Source organism: Sphingomonas sp. Leaf208 (assembly GCF_001421415.1).
GTDB lineage: Bacteria > Pseudomonadota > Alphaproteobacteria > Sphingomonadales > Sphingomonadaceae > Sphingomonas.
Map to the genome: position 1 here is coordinate 310,687 of NZ_LMKH01000001.1, position 18,482 is coordinate 329,168.

The following is an 18,482-nucleotide window of genomic DNA, read 5'->3' on the forward strand; positions in this document are numbered from 1 at the left end:
CGATTGCTACTACGTTCAGGGAGTATCCGGACGGTGCGGCGTATGCGCCGGGCAGCGAAATACGACCGGAGCTCGACCAAGATGAAGATCGTCATCATCGTCTTCGCGGCGATATGGGGTGTATCGATGCTGTTCGGCGTGACCTTGCTCGTCGGCAGTCGCTACTCGACCCGTATCCGAAGGTTCGTGACCGGCGACTGAAGCGCGCGCGCCAATCGCGCTCCAATCTATCGTCGGCAAACCGGGGCGGATGACGGCGCCAACGGGCAGCCGCCATCCGCCCTCGTCGCTGTTATTCGAGATCGTCTTCGTCGACGATGATCGTCGATGCATTCGGCTTACGCTCGATGGCCGCAAGGCAGGCATCGACGATGTCGTCGTTGAAACGATTGAACAGTTCGATGCCGTCGTCCTCGGGTTCGTCGCCGCTCAGTTCCTTCAGAACCGCGTACTTGACCGCGAACTCATATTCGTCGCCGTCGAACTCGCCGGAAAACTCGATCTGCTTCTGGATGTCGTTGTCGACGACGCTCGCCTGATCGATTTCGAGGGTATTTGCCATGTCGGAACTCCTGGGGTTTGACCGCCTACTGCCTGCGAGCGGGCGGCAGTGCAAGCGCTCAACCGGGCGGTTTGCTAACCGATTGTAACAAGGGCTGCGGCAGGGCAAGGATAGGGGCATCACTCCTGCCATTGTGAGTCGTCAATGTCGCGTTCCAGCCTGCTTCGTTCCGCCGCCATCCTCTGCTGCATCGCCAGCGCCGCCTCCGCGCAAACCCCCGCCAAATCGTCGCGCGTCAATCCGCTGACCGTCCCCAGCACGCTGCCGTTCCAGGCGCCGCGCTTCGACCAGATCACCGACGCCGATTACCAGCCCGCGCTGGAACAGGGCATGGCGGAACAGATCGCCGAGATGAAGGCGATCGCGAACAATCCCGCGGCACCGACCTTCGCGAACACGATCGAGGCGATGGAGCGCTCGGGCCGCACGCTCGACCGCGCGAGCCAGGCGTTCTTCGGCGTGTCGCAGGCGAACACCAACGACGCACTCGACGCGGTACGGTCTGCCGAGGCGCCCAAGCTCGCGCAGCACAGCGACGCGATCTATCTCGACCCGAAGCTCTTCGCACGCGTCCAGGCACTGTACGCAAAGAAGGATTCGCTAGGCCTCGATGCCGAGCAGAAGCAGGTCCTCGAGATCTATCACAGCGATTTCCTCCATGCCGGCGCGCAGTTGAACGATGCCGACAAGGCCAAGCTGCGGTTGCTCAACACACAGATCTCGACCGCGACGACCGACTTTCAGCAGAAGCTGCTCGCCGGCACCAAGGCGGGTGCCCTAGTGGTTGACGACAAGGCCAAGCTCGCCGGGCTGAGCGATGCGGAGATCGCCGCCGCTGCCGAGGGCGCGAAGGAGCGGGGGATGCTCGGCAAATACGTGCTGTCGCTACAGAACACGACGCAGCAGCCGGCGCTCGCCTCGCTCTCCGACCGCGCGACCCGTGCGGCGCTGTTCGAGAAGAGCTGGAACCGGTCGAAGCGCGGCGACGCCAATGACACGCGCGCGCTCATCCAGAAAATCGCGCAGTTGCGCGCGCAGAAGGCGCAGCTGCTCGGCTATCCGAACTACGCCGCCTATTCGCTGTACGACCAGATGGCGAAGACACCTGCGGCGGCGAAGGGGTTCATGACGCAGCTCGTCCCCGCGACCGCCGCGGAGCAGCGTCGCGAGGCGGCCGAGTTGCAGAAGACGATCAACGCGACCGGCACCTCGTTCCCGCTCGCGCCGTCCGACTGGGATTTCTATTCGGACAAGGTGCGGAAGGCCAAGTACGACCTAGACCAGAACGAGCTGAAGCCGTATTTCGAGATTTCCCGCGTGTTGACCGACGGCGTGTTCTTCGCCGCCAATCAGCTCTACGGCGTCACCTTCAAGGAACGCCGCGACATCCCGACCTACCAGCCGGATATCCGCGTGTTCACGGTGTTCGACAAGGACGGCTCCGAACTGGGCCTGATGTATTTCGATTACTGGAAGCGCGACAACAAGGCAGGCGGTGCCTGGATGTCGAACTTCGTCGGCCAGTCGAAGCTGCTGAAGACCAAGCCGGTCGTCTATAACGTCGGCAACTTCACCAAGCCCGCGCCGGGCCAGCCCGCGCTGATCACGTTCGACGACGTCACGACGATGTTCCACGAATTCGGCCATGCGCTGCACGGCCTGTTCGCGAACCAGACCTATCCGCTGGTGTCGGGCACCAACACCGCGCGCGACTGGGTCGAGTTCCCGTCGCAGTTCAACGAGCATTGGGCGCTCGATCCCAAGGTGTTCGCGAACTATGCCAAGGATTACCGCACCGGCGCGGTGATGCCGCAGGCGCTCGTCACGAAGATCAAGAATGCGGCGAAGTTCAACCAGGGGTATGAGCTTGGCGAGCTGGTCGCGGCGGCGACGCTGGATCAGGACTGGCATTCGCTGCCGGCGTCAGCCGGGCCGCAGGACGTCGACGCGTTCGAGACCAAGGCGCTGAATTCGATGGGGCTGGACACGAAGGACGTGCCGCCGCGCTATCGCACCAGCTATTTCGCGCACATCTGGGCGGGTGGCTATGCGGCCGGCTACTATGCGTATCTGTGGACGCAGATGCTCGATAACGACGCCTATGCGTGGTTCATGGCGCATGGTGGGCTGACGCGCGCGAACGGCCAGCGCTTCCGCGACATGATCCTGTCGAAGGGCCATACCGAGGATTACGGTCCGATGTTCAAGGCGTTCTACGGCAAGGACCCCGATATCGGTCCGATGCTCGAAGACCGGGGCCTGACGGCGGGCGCGAAGTAATGCAGCGGCGGTGCAGCGGCCTTTTGGACCGCTGCACCGCACCATATTAAATCTGTAGCGTAACGGTCATCCGACTGTCTCGTCGTGCCAATAGGCGCAGCCCCGGGAGTGACGATCGATCGATCTCGCTAGGGGTTTTCAAGAATGACGATGTTTTCTCGTACGGCCGCGCGGCTGTTGTGCGGCGCAATCGGGTTTGTCGTGGTCGGCGTGCCAGTCACCGCAACGGCGCAGTCGCTGGTTGCCAAGGACGTGGAGCCGGGTTCGCCTGCTTCGATCGTCGATCTCGCCGATACAGCCACCCCGCCCGCCGGGCAGGATGATACGATCGTCGTCACCGGCGCCAACACGCGGTCGGTGACGCAGGTCAGCGGCGTCGACATCCAGAAGATTCTTCCCGGCGTCAGCCCGTTGAAGGCGCTCCAGACGCTCCCCGGCGTTACCTTCCTCACCGCCGATCCATGGGGCAACAACGAGCAGAACATCTCGCTGTTCGTCCATGGCTTCAACGCGCAACAGCTTGGCTACACGCTCGACGGACTGCCACTGGGGGATCAGAATTACGGCAATTACAACGGCTTGTCGCCGCAACGTGCGATCATCTCGGAGAACGTCTCGCGCGTGACGCTGGCCAGCGGCGCGGGCGATCTTGGCACTGCCTCGACCAGCAATCTGGGCGGCACGATCGATACCTTTTCGAGCGACCCGAAGAAAGATCTCGGAGTCCAGGTCGACCAGACGCTCGGCAGCCACTCGACCTCGCGACTGTTCGCGCGGATCGACAGCGGCGACCTTGGCAACGGCAACGCGTTCTATATCTCGGGCTCGCGGCAGAAGGCCAAGGCGTGGGATTTCAACGGTATTCAGGGCGGCTATCAGGCTAATGCGAAGTTCGTTCATGACGACAGCAACGGCAAGCTGACGCTCTATGGCGCGTTTTCGGACAAGACCGAACCGAACGAGGATGCGACCGTCGTCACGACGGCGACGGAAGGCACCGCGCCGTATGTCCGCCCGTTCGTCTATCCCAATTTCAACGCAATGCTGACCTATCTCAACTCTGGCGCGTACAAGGCGGACGGGTCGAACTACCGCAATTATTACGGCGTCGCGGCGCGCACCGACTATCTCGGCTACGTCAAATACGACTGGAACGTCAGCGACCGAGTGACCTTCTCGAACCAGGCTTATTATCATCACAATGACGGCGTCGGGGTCATCGGCGGCCCGATCGACGTCGCCGGCCTGCCCAAGCTGTTCTCGTTCTATTATCCCGGCCAGAACCTACCCAAGTGTTCGGTGGCTCAGGGCTCGCGACGCGCACGACAGAATATCGCATCGACCGCGGTGGCCTCGTCTCCACCGTCGCGCTCGATCTCGGCGCGCATCATGTCGAGTTCGGTGCCTGGTACGAGCATCAGAGCTCGTCCGCGTATCGCCGCTGGTATCCGTTCCCGGTCAACGATCCGAGCACGCCGTACCAGCGTCCGCGTGAGGAACTGACACCGCTGATCACGCAATATCACAGCGAAGTCCGCGTCGACGAATACCAGGCACATATCCAGGACAGCTGGAAGGTCTTGCCAACGCTCACGATCCAGGGCGGCGTCAAGAGCACGTTCCAGAACGCGTCGCAGCGCGTGCCGACGCAGCCTATCCCGGGCTCGTTCACCGGCTCGGTCGCGCTGCCGGTCGGCAAGATCGACACGCACAAGTACTTCCTGCCGCAGCTTGGTGCGCTGTGGGATGCGACCGACAACGAACAGGTATTCGTCAACGTCCAGAAGAACATCCGCCAGTTCCAGACGAGTGCCGCCGCCGGATTGTCGCCGTTCGCACTCGGCAGCCAGGCGGCGTTCGACCTGTTCAAGCAGGATGTCGAGCCCGAGACGAGCTGGACCTATGAGGCGGGCTTGCGCTCGCACCATTCGCTGAACCTTGGCCCGCTCACCGGCTTCGACGGCCAGATCAGCGTCTATCACGTCGACTTCAGCGACCGCCTGCTCGGGATCAGCCCGAACCCGGTAGTGACCGCAGTCGTCAGCGGCGCAGCGATTCTGCAGAACGTCGGTGCGGTGAAGACCGACGGGTTCGACGTCGCCGGCACGTTCCGGTTCGGCTCGCACTTCTCGTTCTACGATGCGCTGTCGTACAACAACTCGCGCTACGAGGAGAACTACATCAGCGGGACGAGCATCGTCGCCACGGCGGGCAAGAAAGTGCCGGGCAGCCCCGACTGGCTGAACAAGTTCACCGCCTCGGCCAATTACGACATCTTCGACGCGCAACTCGTCGGCGACTATATCGGCAAGCGGTTCGCGACCTACACCAACGACCTGTCGGTGCCGTCCTACTTCACGCTGTCCGGCCGCATCGCCGCGCACGTACCGTTGTCGGAAGGGGAGATCGTCAAGACGGCGACGGTCAGCCTCAACGTCACTAACATCACCAACAAGCGCGCCGCCTCGACGCTCAGCATCGGCGCGGCGAGCGGGACGTTCAACCAGTTCCCGGTCGCACCCCGCCAGGTGTTCGGGACGATCAGCGTCGGCTTCTGACGCGGGCAGGGGGCCTCGGTCTTGCCGGGGCCTCCTACTGGATCGGGAATAGCATCGGTGGATCGCCCGGTTGCCAAGGCGTTGGGCGTATCATGACCTTAGCGAACGGCGACGATGCGAGGTGCATCGCCAGCCACGCATGCAGTCGCTCGAACGGCAGGCCGTCGAAATAGGATCGATCGGTTTGCGCGAACTGGCGGACGAACGGCATGATCGCGAGATCGGTCATCGACTGCGGGCTGGTGCCGAAACTGTCGCTAGCACGCAACCTCTCGTCCAGATCGCGGAGCAGCACGGTAGCCGCATCGCGGTGCTCGATCGGATCGACGCCGTAGCGATCGGCATATTTGTAGCGGTCGAGATGGTGTTTGAAGGCGCCGTCGTTCGTCGCGATCAGTGCGGCGTCGCTACCGGTCGGCCACTCGGCGTCGCCTGTGTTCGCACAGGCCCAGCGCATGATGTCGAGGCTCTGGTCGATCACCGTCCCGTCCGGCAGCACCAGCACCGGCACGGTTCCCTTGGGCGACGCGTCGAGCATCGCCGCCGGCTTGTCCCGCAAGACGATCTCGCGCAGTTCGACACGACGGTCGTTCGCCGCAATCGCGAGCCGTGCGCGCATCGCGTAGGGGCACCGTCGGAAGCTGTAGAGGATCGGCATCATCGGACCTGCATAATGCGAGCGAGCGTCCAGGTCGCCTGATCCCGAGAACAGTCGGCGCGACCGCAATCGATACCGCGGAACGGCATCGATCGCGGCAAGGCCGTCAACTCAGAAACGGTAGCCGATCGTCGCCTGCACGGTCCGGCGGTTGCCGTACCAGCACCAGTTATAGTTGGCGAAGCACGACGTCAGATACTTCTTGTCGAAGATATTGGCACCGTTGACGGCGAGGCTGAGGCCCCGGAGCGATGGGGCGAACTTCTCCAGGTCGTAGCGAATCAGTGCATCATAGACGGTGTAGGACGGGCTGTTGCGACCCGCGGTCTCGCCCGGCGTTACTCCCGCATAGACCTGGTCGACGTGACGCACCGCGCCGCCGATCGTCAAACCTTCCAAGGCACTCACGGGCGGCGCCCAGTCGAGGCCGAGCGACGCACCGCCGCGCCCAACGGTTTCGAGCCCCCGTCCGACGCGCATTGGATCGTTCACGTCCTGCGTCACCTTCACGCGCTGACGGCTATAGGCGGCACGGGCTTTGAAGCCGTACGGCAGCGGCGCGCTACCTTCGAATTCCACGCCCTGCGAGCGGACCTTGCCGGTCTGCGTCGAGACCGAGAACGTCGGCGTCGAGGTCAGCACGTTGGTCTGGTCGATGCGGAACCACGCTCCCGAGAGCAGGATCTGCGTGCCCGGAATCGTGAACTTCGCGCCGGCCTCGAACTGCTTGCCGAGCGACGGATCGGCGATGCCGAACGATCCATCGGGACGGAGCACGGTGCCGGCCTGCTGTTCGAACGACGTCGAATAGCTCGCATACGGCGCGAGGCCGAATGGCAGCGTGTAGAGCGCCGCTGCACGGTAGGTGAACTTCTCGTCGTGCTTCGCAGCGCCGCCGATCTGTTGCGCGCGCGCCCAGTCCTGGCGGCCGCTGAGCACGACGCGAAGCGCGCCCAGCGCCATCTGGTCCTGCGCGTAAAGACCCTGCTGGCGCTGGCGGATCACTGTATAGCCGCCGAACGGATCCGGCACTGCCGCGACGCTCTGTGGCGGAATGACGGTCCCATAAACTGGGGCGAACCCGTTTAGCGATGGCGCCGAACCGAACGCGAAATCCTCGATCGAATGCGCAACCTGGCGGTCTACACCGAACAGGAGCGTGTGCTTGATCGGGCCGGTCTGGACGGAGCCGGAGAGCTGGTTGTCGAACGTCCAGTTGTTGAGCTGCTCGCGGGTCGCGTAGGACGCGCGACTGAAAGTCTGCTGCGTCGGGTCGGTCGTGTCGAGGCCGCCTGCGGTATAGATGAGCCCGAGCGCCGACTTCACATATTGATAGCGACCCGACGAGCGGAATGCCCAGCCGCCACCGAAATCATGACGGAAGATATAGGTGAGCGCCGCCTGCTCACGGCTGAAGCGGTTGCCGGCCTCGCCGCCATCGAAGCTGGTCGGCAACTTGCCGTTGGGGTTGGCGAGTAGCGTGCCGCTGGCTGGAAACACGCCGTAGTCGCCGTTGTAAGGGTCATGCGAATAGGCGCCGAGCAGCGTGAAACTAGTCGAACTGCCCGCGCCTGCCGTCACTGCGCCCGAGATCGTCTGGCGTTCGCGCTTGCCGAATTTTTGTTGCGTGTCGGCACCGTTCGCGCTGCCGTTGATTCGCCACAGAACGCCTTCGCCGGCTCGGCCACCGATGTCGGCATCGACGCGGTAGAGATCGTAGTTGCCGTAGGTGCCGCTGATCGCGCCGTAGAGCGCTTGGTCGAGCGGGAGCTTGCTCGACTCCGCAACAAGGCCACCGGGGCTCGACTGGCCGTACAATACTGATGCGGGACCCTTGATGACTTCGATCCGGTCGAGCCGGGAGACGTCCACCTGCGGAACCGCGTAGCCGGACGGGCTGCCGAACTGCTTCAGGCCATCGAGATAGACCGGGGCATCGAAGCCGCGCAGCTTGAACTGGTCATAGACCTCGCCGCTCGACCCACGCGTTTCGGGGGTCACGCCGGCAACGAAACGGAGCGCCTGGTTGAGGTTCTGCAAACTGCGTCCGGCAATGTCGTCGGCGGTGATGACGGTGATCGACTGGGGCGTCTCGGCGAGCGGCGTATCCGTCTTTGTCCCGGAGGATGCCTGGTCTCGCGGATGCTGTCCGGTAACGACGATCACGTCCGAGGCGTCTTCGTGCAAAGTCTGCGCATAGCCCGGCGCGACGGCGAAAGCAGCGGAGCCCAGCAGGATGGCGATGCCAAGACGACGTGTCATATGATTCCCTTTACGTTATCGCGCCCCGCTAATGTTTTTGATAACTATTATCAATAGCCGCGTTCCGACCGAGCCAGATAGCTCTTGCCTCTGCGGCAATATGGCAACACCAGCCGCGAAACGTAACGTGATGGACGATAGACATGAGCGGCAAGATACTGGCGGTCGAGATTGCAACGGCGGGGGACGCATCCTGGTTCGAGAAGCATCCCGATCGCCGGCTGCGGATCCGCAACATGGTGATGGGCGAGTTCGGCGACGTGAGCGGCGAGCCTCCGGTCGGCATGGCGTGGCGAACGATCGTCCTGGAAGCGCAGCCTGGCGCCCGTAGCCGCCAAGCGATCGCACTCCCGATCGGCACGGATGTCGAGTCGTTCGACGACGACGATCTATTCGATCTATTCCGGCGCGTGGCTCCGCCCGGCGCGCGGAAAATGATTGCAGCATTGCGCCAAGTTAAGTTGCCCGGCACGCCCGAAACCTGAGTCCGTCTCGCGCGGTTCAGCACCATGATTATGGGAACAAATATCGGGCAAAGCGGGGCTTTCCCGTGATGGACTGCGCTTCTAACTTCCCCGCCGCCTGCTAGCTTGAGTGACAGTGACGCGCTGCCGAAGGGCGCTGCGTCCTCGGTGCCCTGCCCGGATACGAGAGTGTCGCACGGACGGGCGGGGCACCTCGTTCATTTCTAATTCACCTTCGAACGGCATATCGCGAATTAGAGGCATCGCCCAAGTAACGCGTACCTTCAGCGCCCCGTCGGTTTCAGTCACACGGACGGACGGGGCGCTATTTCGCGCCGGTTAAGCCAAGCCCTGCCGCGACAACCGCGCATCGATCAGGTCGAGCTCGCGCCCGAGTTGCTCCGCCAGTTCCACCCCGATCTCCCGGCGCCTTGCAAGGTCGAAGATCGCGTTGCGCTCAGCCCGCACCGCCGCAAGCCGCATGTCCCGTTCGATCTTGACGTCGCCCTGCCGCGCGCGGTCCTCCGGCCGTGACGACAGGCTATCGATGCGTTCGCGGTACTGGTCCATCAATCGCGCCGCGACATCGGTGAAACGATCGGGATCGTCACGCCCCTCGGCCATCCGATGTTGAACACGGTCGAGTTCGGCGATCGCGGCGTTGGCAGCGACCAGCCGAGCCTGATCGCGCGCGGCACCGATGCCGGTTTCGGGCGGCAGACTGAGGCCCCGCAGCAGCAACGGCAGCGCGACGGCGGCAATGACCAGCGACGACAGGATGACGCCCGACGCAAGGAAGATGACGAGATCGCGCGCCGGGAAGGGCGTACCGTCGGCTAGGCTCAACGGCAGCGTAAGCGCGCCTGCCAAGGTGATGGCACCACGCGCGCCGGCGCATGACATCGCCGCAATGATACGCCGCGGCGGGCTTTCGCCCGCGGTCGTATCGTTGCGACGCCGTGCGCGGAGAAGCGTGAACTGGAGTGAAACCCAGACCCAGCCGTAGCGAAGGATCGCCAACCCGGCGACGACGGCAATGACATAGACGGCCAACCACCACGGGCTGACATGCCCGGTCGACGTAACCGTGTCGCGGGCGCGAACGAACACTTCGGGCAGTTGCTCGCCGAGCAGCACGAAGATTACGCCGTTCAGGGTGAACTGGAGCATGTCCCACACCGCGCGCCTGCGGATGCGCGTACCGGCGGCGACCGCCGTGGTCGCGTCCGTGAAGGTCATCGCGATACCCGCGGCGGCGGCAGCGAGAACGCCAGACGCGTGGATGTGTTCGGCCAATAGATAGGCGGCGAACGGGATCAGCAAGCTGACGAGGATGTTCGAGCCGGCCTCGTCGCCGAACCGTCGTGCGAAGGCGCTCTTGGTCGCGACGATACCGAGCGCGACGCCGACGCCGATCGCAACGCCCGCAATCGCCATCCACGCGAAGGTCGCGGCGGCATCGGCGAACGAGAAAGTGCCGGTCAGTACGGCGGCGATCGCAAAGCGGACGCAGACCAGGCCGGACGCGTCGTTCAGCAATGCCTCGCCTTCGAGGATATGCATCATCCGCTTCGGGATCGGCGCGTTCTGGGCGACCGCGGAGACGGCGATAGGATCGGTCGGCGACACGACCGCTGCGAGTGCGAACGCGACGCCGAGCGGCATCGCCGGGATCAGCCAGTGCACGAACAAGCCCATGCCCAGCACGGTGAGGAAGACGAGCCCCAGTGCGAGCCCCAACACTGCTCCGCGATCGCGAAAGAGTTCGTCCTTGGGAATGCGCCAGCCATCGAGGAATAGGAGCGGCGGCACGAGCAACAGGAAGAAGAGTTCGGGATCGAGTTCGACCCGGACATGCGCAACCATGCCGATGAGTGCGCCGAGCGCGATCTGCACCAGCGGACGCGGCAGCGCCGACGGCAGCATGCGCGACGCGATGCCGCTGACCACGACGGCAAGCAACAGAAACAGGCACAAGGTCACAATCTGCAAACCGGACTCCCCAAGGTTTTGGACGCGCGGCAGGCACGCAGGCGCGCGATCAACAGGACCGGCAGGTATCCTCGATCAGATAGCAGAGAATCGGAAATTTCGGAAGCGTGCGCTACCTTTCCCCACAGCGTCTACGCCGTCCGCAGCACCACGCAGCCGCCGCGGACGTCAAGGTGGTAACCCGACACTTCCATCCCGCGATCGAACCGATGCCAGGTTCGGCCGCCGTCGCCGCTCATGGCGTACGTCACGATGTGGCGATTGTTGGTCACGTGGATCTGCATCGAACGACCATGCGGGTTGGCGGGGCGGCCGCGTTGGGCGCCATATTGATGCGTGACGAAACGATCGCCGTCGAAGCCAGGACCGCAATAAAGCTTGTCGTCGTAGAACAGCAGGAGCCCAGCGGTCGTGCCGGGAGTCGCAGTCGAAGCGGTATCGCGTATCCCCGGCGATCAGCTACAGCGGAGATGAGTTCACGGGCGCGGAGCCGTTAGCGGCGAGGGTCAGCGTGTTGCCGGAGATCGATGCGCGCTTTGCCTCGTTGGGACGCAGGCGAAAACTCCATTTCGTGCCGAGCGCGAGCTTATCGAAGTTGTCGGATTTGCTTGGCCGTGCGAAACTAAGGCGGATACGATCGCCGCCCGAGAGGAAGAGCCACATCCTCGCCGTCGATGGCAGCTGGCTCGCTCGGTGACGTTCGTCCCCGCACGGAAGCGGGGGCCAATCTCACGCTAACGGGAAGGGGCTTCCGCTGGCGTATCCATCGTGGCACGCACGCTCCACCACGACCAAGCAAAGGCCTTCCTCCCTTTGCTGGGCGGATCAGACGAAAGGGTAATATGACGAAATTCCTGGCGTTCGGCGAGATCATGTTACGGCTTTCCCCGCCGGGTCGCGAGTTGCTGTTGCAGACGCCGAAGCTCGACGTTTGGGTCGCAGGCGCCGAGGCGAACGTCGTGACGCAGCTTGCACGGCTCGGCCATGACGTCGGGATGGCAACGATGGTCCCCGACAATGATCTCGGCCGCGCGGCGATCACGACGTTGCGTGGTCACGGTGTCGACACGTCGACGATCACACTGGGCGGCGACCGGATGGGGCTGTATTTCGTGACGTCGGGCGCGGGCCTCCGCGCTACCGAAGTCATCTACGACCGGGCCTGGTCGTCGTTCGCGGAAGCGCCCGCCGACACCTGGGACTGGACTTCGCTGCTCGACGGCGTCGATCGCCTGCATCTGTCCGGCATCACCCCGGCGCTCGGCCCGGTCCCGGCGGAAGCGGCGCTGGCCGCGGTTCGTGCCGCGACCGAACGCGGAATTGCGGTCTCGTTCGACGGCAATTGGCGGGGCAAGCTGTGGGAACGGTGGGACTCAAACCCGCGCGCGATCCTGACGCAACTCGTCGAGCATGCGGACCTGATGTTCGGCAATCACCGCGACATCGCCCTGCTGCTCGATCGCGACTTCTCCGGCGAGGCCGAGGATCGCCGACGCGAGGCGACGGAGGCGGCGTTCGCTGCGTTCCCTCGCCTGCAGACGATCGCGTCGACTGCGCGTCATGTCGAACACGTCGATCTCCACCGCCTTTCCGCGCGGATCGATACGCGCGACGCTAGCGTTCAGACCGACGAGGTCGTGCTGGCCGGTATCGTCGATCGGATCGGCGGCGGCGACGCGTTCGCTGCGGGTATCCTGCATGGCTTGCGGTCGGGCAAGGACATCGCCGAAACCGCGCGCATCGGCTTGGCGCTTGCTGCGCTGAAACACTCGTTACCTGGCGATGCGAGCCTGTTCCGCCAAGCGGATATCGACGCATACCTGGCCGGCGGACTCGATGTCCGGCGATGATGACTGGACGCTTGGGGCGGCGATAGGCGCTAATTCGTCCAATGGCGCCGGGGCGAATGCGTCGTGCTCGGTGCGTTGCCGAACGCGACGCGCACGGCATTGCTCTACGGCCTGTCGAAGCGCGCGTATAACGGCACGCTCTATTACGAAGACAAGACGTTCAGCGCGCGCGGATCCGTCAGCTATCGCAGTCCGTACATCGACGGCAGTTCGGCGACGGGCAACCTGTTCGAGGGGTATGATTCGACCCGGAACGTCGGTGTAGTCTGAATCCGCAAGCGACCCGGTGGCGCACTCCTGGCGAGAGTGCGCCACCGATCAGATCTCGTCGGGGCTGAAACCGAGCGCTGTGGTCAAGGCCGAACGGGCACGGAGACACTGCTCCCAAAGATGTGGATTACCCAGATCATCGGGCGCAATCGCTTCGGGCCATTCGCGCGCAATGACCGCTTCGATCCGGTCGCAGGCCGCATCATCGAGCAGGAAGCGGCGATCGATCGCCGCAAACGCTTCCGCATCGACCTGAACGCGAAGCCGGAGACACGCAGGACCGCCGCCGTTGCGCATCGATTCGCGGACGTCAACGATCTCCAGTCGGGTGATCGGCCCCCCGGCTGCGATCAATTCCGACAGCCAAGTCCAGACATCGGCATGCTCACGTGCTTCGGCAGGCAGGACAAGGGTCATTCCCCCATCCGGCATCGTGACCAGTTGGGAATTGAACAGATACGTCCGGATCGCCGTGTCGAGGCTCACGCGATCTGCCGGAACCTCGACGATCACCGCGTCGGGGACGAGCGCCGCCACCGCATCGTACAGCGCGCGAGGATCGGCGAACGCCTGCTCATGCGCGAACAGGACGTGACCGTTGGCCACTGCGACCACGTCATTGTGGAAAGCACCCGCCGCGATCGCCGCCTCGCTTTGCCGAACCATCAGCGTATGGCGGGGATCAAGGCCGTGGCGGCGTGCGACCGCCTCGTTCGCGCTGCGGTGCTGACGCGAGGGGAAGCCACCAGCCTGACCCTCGCCATAGACGAACATCTCTACCGCAGCGCCGCCTGCGGGCGAGACCAGCCGCATGAAGTTGGCTGCACCTTCATCCCCGAATGCGGCGGGCAGGGGGGGATGCACCCGGAAATACCGTGCGTCTGAAAACGCGAGGCGGAGTTGTCGTTCGGTCTGCACTGCCTCGGTCGCGCGGTGCGGCATCGTCGACAGGTTCGCGACCGAGATATGGCATAGGCCGTCATCCGTGTCGGTCGCCGGGGACACCGTGCCCGCATTCGCCGTCCACATCGACGACGCCGACATCGCGTTGGCGACGAGCGCTCTGTCGGCAGCCCACGCGGACCCCAGGACTTCCGCATCGGAACCCGCGAACCCTAGCGTCCTCAACCAATCGACTTGCGGCCTGACGTGCGGCAGAAAGACGCCTTGCTTCAGGCCTATCGCCATCAGGCGACGCATCTTGCCCATGCCCTGAAGCGCGGCAAGACGGGGGGCGGATACCGCGCCGGCGTTGGCGGACGACGCGCGGTTGCCGATCGAGAGCCCCGCGTAATTATGCGTCGGACCGACGATTCCATCGAAATTGACCTCGATCACGGCATCACTCCTCGTCCCGTCGGTCTCGGTGTTTGCCACCGCCGTCCCGCGAATGGCAGGCCGATAGCCGGAATTGCCGACAGGGTAAAAGGTGCCGTGCCCGATGGAGGATAGCTATCAGGCAGCGCCAACGGTCTCGAGCGACGGGGCGGGTTAGCGCGATAGGCTTCCGCTCTGCGCCATCAAGCGCCTGTGCGTGGCAACCGTGCGACGGTGCGAGGTTCCGATCCGCTGGTGTCTGTGGCACATCCTTCGGCATGGGTGGGGTAACACGAGCAGCAACTTGGCTGCGCAACGGCGCTTTCGGCGCGATCGCAATGCTGTCCGTCGGCGGACCGGCGGTCGCGCAGGACGACGCAGGGTTTCAGTCGTATATGCGCGAACTGCGTCAGCAGGCGCTGGCCGATGGTGTCAGCGCGCGTACGGCGGATGCGGTCTTTCCGACGCTGACGCTCAACCCCCGCGTGATCGAACTCGACCGGGCACAGCCGGGCGCAACGAACTCCAGCGCGATACCCGCCTTCGCGCCGTATCGAACGCAGCATGTCGACGCGGCACGGATCGCTCGCGGTCGCCAGACCTATCAGGCGCAACGCTATCGGCTCCAGCGGATCGAGCAGCAGACCGGTGTTCCCGAATCGGTCATGGTCGCGATCTGGGGCCATGAGACGAACTACGGCAGCTACACGGGCGACTTCGACCTCCTGCGGTCGCTCGCGAGCCTTGCTTATGAAGGCCGGCGGAGGTCGCTGTTCGCGGGCGAGTTCATCGCCGGGTTGAAGATGCTCGATCGCGGCGTGACGCGGTCGCAATTGAAGGGAAGCTGGGCAGGGGCCATGGGCAACCCGCAGTTCCTGCCGTCCATCTACCTGCGGATCGCGCGAGACGGCGATGGCGATGGCCGCGCGGATATCTGGAACAGCCCCGCCGATACGCTCGCGTCGATCGGCAACTATTTCGTCGACGCCGGCTGGCGCGCTGGTCAGCCCTGGGGGGTCGCGGTCAACGTGCCCGCCGGGTTCGATCGATCGCAGGTCCGCAACCGCCTCGTCTCGCCGCGCTGCCCGCGCGTGTTCGAACGACATAGCGGCTGGCGAACGATTGCCGAGTGGCGCGCGTTGGGGGTCAGCCCGCAAAGCGGTAGAGCGCTGGACGGTTCGGTGATGGCCACGTTGCTCGAACCGGATGGCCCCGGCGCGACGGCCTATCTGCTGACCAGCAACTACCGCGTGATCCTCGATTACAATTGTTCGAATTTCTATGCGCTGTCGGTCGGGTTGTTGGCCGATGCGGTCGAGCGCTAGGGCCCTGAGCCTGGCGTTCGCGCTCGCGGCCTGTGGTCACGCGCGCGAAAGCGGTGGCGCGATACTGTCGGCTGGCGGCGGACTGTACGGCAGCTATCAGGATACCGGCACGGCAAGCTGGTACGGCGACGAATTGTCGGGCAACCGCACGGCATCGGGCGAGGCGTTCGATCCGGATGCGATGACCGCGGCGCATCGCACACTGCCGCTTGGGTCTTTCGTCGAAGTCACCTCGATCGAGACCGGCCGGTCGATTCTGGTCCGCATCAACGATCGCGGCCCCGGTCGTCGTGACCGGATGATCGACTTGTCCCGCGCCGCAGCGCACATGCTCGGCACCGACCGCCATCAGGTGGCAACCGTCCGCATCCGCGCGATCGTGCCGTCGATGCGGGACGCTTCACTGCTGAGGGCGGGTAAGGCGGTCGCTCTGCAACCCGCCACCTATACCCGCGCGATGAGCATCGACACCTTGCCGTCTCGTGCACCGGTGACGCTGATACCCGGCCGTCGGTATCTGTTGCAGGTCGCGACCTTCTCGAACGAAGCGCGCGCGACCGCCTTGGCCAAGCGCCTCGATGCCGACGTGGTCGAAGGCGGTGGTCTGTACCGCGTCCGCATCGGCCCGTTCAAAGATGCTATCAGCCTGCAACGCGCGCGTGACGCGGTCGCCGAGCGCGGCTATGGCGATGCCCAGGTCCTGCCCACGGATTGAGTTCCCTTTTGCTCACGGAATACCCCATGAAGAAGCTGATCGTCGCACCGCTTGCCGCCCTCGCGCTGGCGCATCCGTCCATCGCCGCTGCGCCGCAGTTCCAGACCGCGGCGCCGATCGCGTACATGGAAGACCTGTCCTCCGGCGCGGTGTTGTTCTCGCGTGATGCCGACCGCCGCATGCCGCCGGCGTCGCTCGCCAAGATGATGACGGTCTATGTCGCGTTCGACATGGTCAAGAAGGGCGAGCTGAAGCTTGACCAGATGATGACCGTGCGCCCCGAGACCTGGGCGAAATGGCATGGCCCGACCGCGGGTTCGACGATGTTCCTGTCGTCCGGTGAGAACGTCAGCGTGGCCAACCTGCTTTACGGTATCGTCACGCTATCGGGTAACGACGCGTGCATCGTGCTTGCCGAAGGGATCTCCGGTTCCGAACAGGCATTCACCGAGCGTATGAACCGCAAGGCAGCCGAACTCGGCCTCAAGGACAGCCATTTCGGCACCGCGAACGGTTGGCCCGACAACGGCGTCACCTACGTCACCGCGCATGACCTTGCCGAGCTCGCTGCCGCGACGATCAACAACTATCCAGACCTCTACAAGCAGTTCTACTCGAAGCGCGACTTCACCTGGGGCAAGACGATGGGCGGCAGCGCCATCACTCAGGCAAACCGCGATCCGATCCTTGGTCGCGTCGCCGGTGCCGATGGCCTGAAGACCGGGCATACCGAGGAAGCGGGCTACGGCTTCACCGGCTCGGCCGTGCAAAACGGGCGCCGCCTGGTCATGGTCGTTGCCGGCCTGACAAGCGCGGGGCAGCGCGCAGAAGAATCAGTGCGATTCATGGAGTGGGGCTTTCGCGCATGGCAGTCGAAGCCGATCGTCGCCAAGGGCAAGAAGGTCGAGACCGCAGCGGTCCAGCTCGGCGATGCCTCGTCGGTCGGTCTCGTTGCGCCCAAGGCACTGACCGTGACTCTGCCCGCCGGTACCTCGCCGAACCTCACCGCCAAGGTCGTGTACGAGGGCCCGATCAAGGCGCCAATCAAGGCCGGCCAGCACATTGCAGATCTCGTCGTAACGACGTCGGACGGCCTGCAGCAGCGCATGCCGCTCGTCGCAGACAAGGATGTCGCCGTTGCCGGCTTCTTCGGACGTGCCTGGGCTGGCCTGACCGGGTTCTTCGGATGACGATGCATGTCCCGGACGCGCGACGGGCATGACTGAGATATTCGGCAACGCCGCCGCGCAGTCCGCTTTCCTTTCGGCGATGCGCGGCGGCGCGTTGCATCACGCCTGGCTGCTGACCGGACCGCAAGGCGTCGGCAAGGCAAGTTTCGCGCGGCTGGCGGCGATGCGGATGCTTGCTGACGGCGCCAATCCTGATGCCACTCCGGCTGGGTTCGACGTGCCGCAGGGCGACCGCACGCGGTCATTGATCGAGGCGGGGTCTCACCCGGACTACCGTGTGCTCGCGCGTCTTCCGAAGGATCCGGAGAAACCCGACCAGGACTTGGCGCGAAGCATCACCATCGCACAGGTCCGCACGCTCCAGCCGCTGTTCGCGACGACGCCGTCAATGAGTGCGCGCCGCGTGGTGGTGATCGATGCGATCGACGATCTCGAACGCGGCGGTGCCAATGCGTTGCTCAAGAACCTCGAGGAGCCGCCCGCCGGAACGATCTTCCTGCTTGTCAGCCACGCACCCGGGCGACTGCTGCCGACGATCCGGTCGCGGTGCCGATTGCTACGGTTCGAAGCACTGGGTCAAGACGAGGTGACGAAGGCGATCCGCGCACTCCGCCCCGAAGCGGATGACGAAGAGGTCGCCGCACTTGTCCGTGCCAGCGACGGGGCACCGGGCAGGGCGCTACGCTATGCCGGCCTGGACATCGCCGGCATCGACAGCGCGCTTGCCGAGATCGCGCGCGACGGTGACCGTGATAATGGCCGGCGCCTGAAATTGGCGAAAGCGCTGGGGAGCAAGGCGTCGCAACCGCGATACGAGGCGTTCCTGGACCGCGCGCAAGCCTTTGTCGCCGACCAGGCACGCACGCGATCCGGACCCGCTTTGCGTACCGCGCTCGATGCCCATGCGGCTGCGCGCGATCTCGCCGGCGCGGCGGTTGGACTGTCGCTGGACGCGCAGGCGACCGTTTTCGAAATGGCCGGGATCGTCGCGTCGCTGCGCCAGTAAGCGGCGGAATCGCACAAGCGTCCCGGCGGGGTC

At 64.5% G+C, this 18,482-nt stretch carries 17 protein-coding genes and 1 pseudogene; 11 read left to right on the forward strand and 7 right to left on the reverse strand.

Annotated features, from left to right (window positions below; translation table 11 throughout):
* Positions 1–42: 42 nt before the first annotated feature.
* Complete coding sequence (locus tag ASE69_RS22355) at positions 43–201, forward strand: hypothetical protein (RefSeq protein WP_235517901.1); 159 nt, start codon at positions 43–45, stop codon at positions 199–201.
* A 91-nt stretch (positions 202–292) separates the two neighbouring features.
* Here the strand turns inward: ASE69_RS22355 and ASE69_RS01225 are convergent, their stop codons facing one another.
* Positions 293–562, reverse strand: a complete 270-nt coding sequence (locus ASE69_RS01225) for a DUF1488 family protein (RefSeq protein ID WP_056058830.1) — start codon at positions 560–562, stop codon at positions 293–295.
* A 144-nt stretch (positions 563–706) separates the two neighbouring features.
* On the opposite strand from ASE69_RS01225, the gene ASE69_RS01230 reads away from it, so the two are divergent.
* The 3 genes and pseudogenes from ASE69_RS01230 (at position 707) to ASE69_RS22710 (ending at position 5,400) form a co-directional block, all read left to right on the forward strand.
* On the forward strand, positions 707–2,842 hold the full coding sequence (locus ASE69_RS01230; RefSeq protein WP_056481798.1) for a M3 family metallopeptidase: 2,136 nt from the start codon (positions 707–709) through the stop codon (positions 2,840–2,842).
* Positions 2,843–2,992: 150 nt separating this feature from the next.
* Positions 2,993–3,460 (forward strand): annotated as a pseudogene (locus ASE69_RS22705) (TonB-dependent receptor plug domain-containing protein); the annotation flags it as partial.
* 674 nt (positions 3,461–4,134) lie between these two features.
* Positions 4,135–5,400 carry a TonB-dependent receptor gene (locus tag ASE69_RS22710; RefSeq protein WP_235517903.1) on the forward strand — a complete coding sequence of 422 codons (1,266 nt, stop codon included), beginning with the start codon at positions 4,135–4,137 and terminating at the stop codon, positions 5,398–5,400.
* A 34-nt stretch (positions 5,401–5,434) separates the two neighbouring features.
* On the opposite strand, the gene ASE69_RS01240 is transcribed toward ASE69_RS22710, so the two are convergent.
* Complete coding sequence (locus ASE69_RS01240; RefSeq protein WP_321163557.1) at positions 5,435–6,061, reverse strand: glutathione S-transferase; 627 nt, start codon at positions 6,059–6,061, stop codon at positions 5,435–5,437.
* Positions 6,062–6,169: 108 nt separating this feature from the next.
* Positions 6,170–8,320 carry a TonB-dependent siderophore receptor gene (locus ASE69_RS01245; RefSeq protein ID WP_056481802.1) on the reverse strand — a complete coding sequence of 717 codons (2,151 nt, stop codon included), beginning with the start codon at positions 8,318–8,320 and terminating at the stop codon, positions 6,170–6,172.
* A 143-nt stretch (positions 8,321–8,463) separates the two neighbouring features.
* Between ASE69_RS01245 and ASE69_RS01250 the strand changes: the two genes are divergently transcribed.
* A complete protein-coding gene (locus tag ASE69_RS01250) occupies positions 8,464–8,805 on the forward strand; it encodes a hypothetical protein (protein ID WP_056481805.1) in 342 nt (113 codons plus the stop codon).
* Between the two features lie 318 nt (positions 8,806–9,123).
* On the opposite strand, the gene ASE69_RS01255 is transcribed toward ASE69_RS01250, so the two are convergent.
* From ASE69_RS01255 to ASE69_RS23310, 3 genes are all read right to left on the reverse strand, one after another.
* Complete coding sequence (locus tag ASE69_RS01255; RefSeq protein ID WP_183037970.1) at positions 9,124–10,776, reverse strand: Na+/H+ antiporter; 1,653 nt, start codon at positions 10,774–10,776, stop codon at positions 9,124–9,126.
* 131 nt (positions 10,777–10,907) lie between these two features.
* On the reverse strand, positions 10,908–11,060 hold the full coding sequence (locus ASE69_RS23305) for a hypothetical protein (protein ID WP_200924085.1): 153 nt from the start codon (positions 11,058–11,060) through the stop codon (positions 10,908–10,910).
* 175 nt (positions 11,061–11,235) lie between these two features.
* Entirely contained in the window at positions 11,236–11,439 is a 204-nt protein-coding gene (locus tag ASE69_RS23310) for a hypothetical protein (RefSeq protein WP_056481809.1), read from the reverse strand.
* Between the two features lie 179 nt (positions 11,440–11,618).
* Between ASE69_RS23310 and ASE69_RS01265 the strand changes: the two genes are divergently transcribed.
* Together ASE69_RS01265 and ASE69_RS01270 are read left to right on the forward strand one after the other, a co-directional pair.
* The gene (locus tag ASE69_RS01265; protein WP_056481812.1) at positions 11,619–12,626 is read left to right on the forward strand and encodes a sugar kinase; all 1,008 of its coding nucleotides are present in this window, start codon (positions 11,619–11,621) and stop codon (positions 12,624–12,626) included.
* Between the two features lie 63 nt (positions 12,627–12,689).
* Positions 12,690–12,896, forward strand: coding sequence for a hypothetical protein (locus ASE69_RS01270; RefSeq protein WP_056481815.1), 207 nt, complete (start codon positions 12,690–12,692; stop codon positions 12,894–12,896).
* A gap of 48 nt (positions 12,897–12,944) precedes the next feature.
* Here the strand turns inward: ASE69_RS01270 and ASE69_RS01275 are convergent, their stop codons facing one another.
* Positions 12,945–14,234, reverse strand: a complete 1,290-nt coding sequence (locus tag ASE69_RS01275) for an N-succinylarginine dihydrolase (protein WP_082452802.1) — start codon at positions 14,232–14,234, stop codon at positions 12,945–12,947.
* A gap of 317 nt (positions 14,235–14,551) precedes the next feature.
* Between ASE69_RS01275 and ASE69_RS01280 the strand changes: the two genes are divergently transcribed.
* The 4 genes from ASE69_RS01280 to ASE69_RS01295 are packed head-to-tail and all read left to right on the forward strand — an operon-like array spanning position 14,552 to position 18,449.
* Positions 14,552–15,538: a lytic transglycosylase domain-containing protein gene (locus tag ASE69_RS01280; protein WP_235518000.1), complete on the forward strand. Its 987-nt coding sequence runs from the start codon at positions 14,552–14,554 to the stop codon at positions 15,536–15,538.
* Complete coding sequence (locus ASE69_RS01285) at positions 15,522–16,253, forward strand: septal ring lytic transglycosylase RlpA family protein (protein ID WP_056481824.1); 732 nt, start codon at positions 15,522–15,524, stop codon at positions 16,251–16,253. Before ASE69_RS01280 ends, ASE69_RS01285 begins: the two co-directional genes overlap by 17 nt.
* Positions 16,254–16,279: 26 nt before the next feature.
* Positions 16,280–17,443, forward strand: a complete 1,164-nt coding sequence (locus ASE69_RS01290) for a D-alanyl-D-alanine carboxypeptidase family protein (protein ID WP_056058791.1) — start codon at positions 16,280–16,282, stop codon at positions 17,441–17,443.
* Between the two features lie 28 nt (positions 17,444–17,471).
* Positions 17,472–18,449, forward strand: coding sequence for an AAA family ATPase (locus ASE69_RS01295; protein WP_056481827.1), 978 nt, complete (start codon positions 17,472–17,474; stop codon positions 18,447–18,449).
* Positions 18,450–18,482 lie beyond the last annotated feature (33 nt).

Excerpts from the sequence above, each read along its gene's own strand:
- ASE69_RS22355 (WP_235517901.1), top strand. The coding sequence starts at position 43 with ATGCGCCGGGCAGCGAAATACGACCGGAGCTCGACCAAGATGAAGATC.
- ASE69_RS01225 (WP_056058830.1), bottom strand. The coding sequence starts at position 562 with ATGGCAAATACCCTCGAAATCGATCAGGCGAGCGTCGTCGACAACGAC.
- ASE69_RS01230 (WP_056481798.1), top strand. The coding sequence starts at position 707 with ATGTCGCGTTCCAGCCTGCTTCGTTCCGCCGCCATCCTCTGCTGCATC.
- ASE69_RS01240 (WP_321163557.1), bottom strand. The coding sequence starts at position 6,061 with ATGATGCCGATCCTCTACAGCTTCCGACGGTGCCCCTACGCGATGCGC.
- ASE69_RS01245 (WP_056481802.1), bottom strand. The coding sequence starts at position 8,320 with ATGACACGTCGTCTTGGCATCGCCATCCTGCTGGGCTCCGCTGCTTTC.
- ASE69_RS01250 (WP_056481805.1), top strand. The coding sequence starts at position 8,464 with ATGAGCGGCAAGATACTGGCGGTCGAGATTGCAACGGCGGGGGACGCA.
- ASE69_RS23305 (WP_200924085.1), bottom strand. The coding sequence starts at position 11,060 with ATGCAGATCCACGTGACCAACAATCGCCACATCGTGACGTACGCCATG.
- ASE69_RS23310 (WP_056481809.1), bottom strand. The coding sequence starts at position 11,439 with ATGTGGCTCTTCCTCTCGGGCGGCGATCGTATCCGCCTTAGTTTCGCA.
- ASE69_RS01265 (WP_056481812.1), top strand. The coding sequence starts at position 11,619 with ATGACGAAATTCCTGGCGTTCGGCGAGATCATGTTACGGCTTTCCCCG.
- ASE69_RS01280 (WP_235518000.1), top strand. The coding sequence starts at position 14,552 with ATGCTGTCCGTCGGCGGACCGGCGGTCGCGCAGGACGACGCAGGGTTT.
- ASE69_RS01285 (WP_056481824.1), top strand. The coding sequence starts at position 15,522 with ATGCGGTCGAGCGCTAGGGCCCTGAGCCTGGCGTTCGCGCTCGCGGCC.
- ASE69_RS01290 (WP_056058791.1), top strand. The coding sequence starts at position 16,280 with ATGAAGAAGCTGATCGTCGCACCGCTTGCCGCCCTCGCGCTGGCGCAT.
- ASE69_RS01295 (WP_056481827.1), top strand. The coding sequence starts at position 17,472 with ATGACTGAGATATTCGGCAACGCCGCCGCGCAGTCCGCTTTCCTTTCG.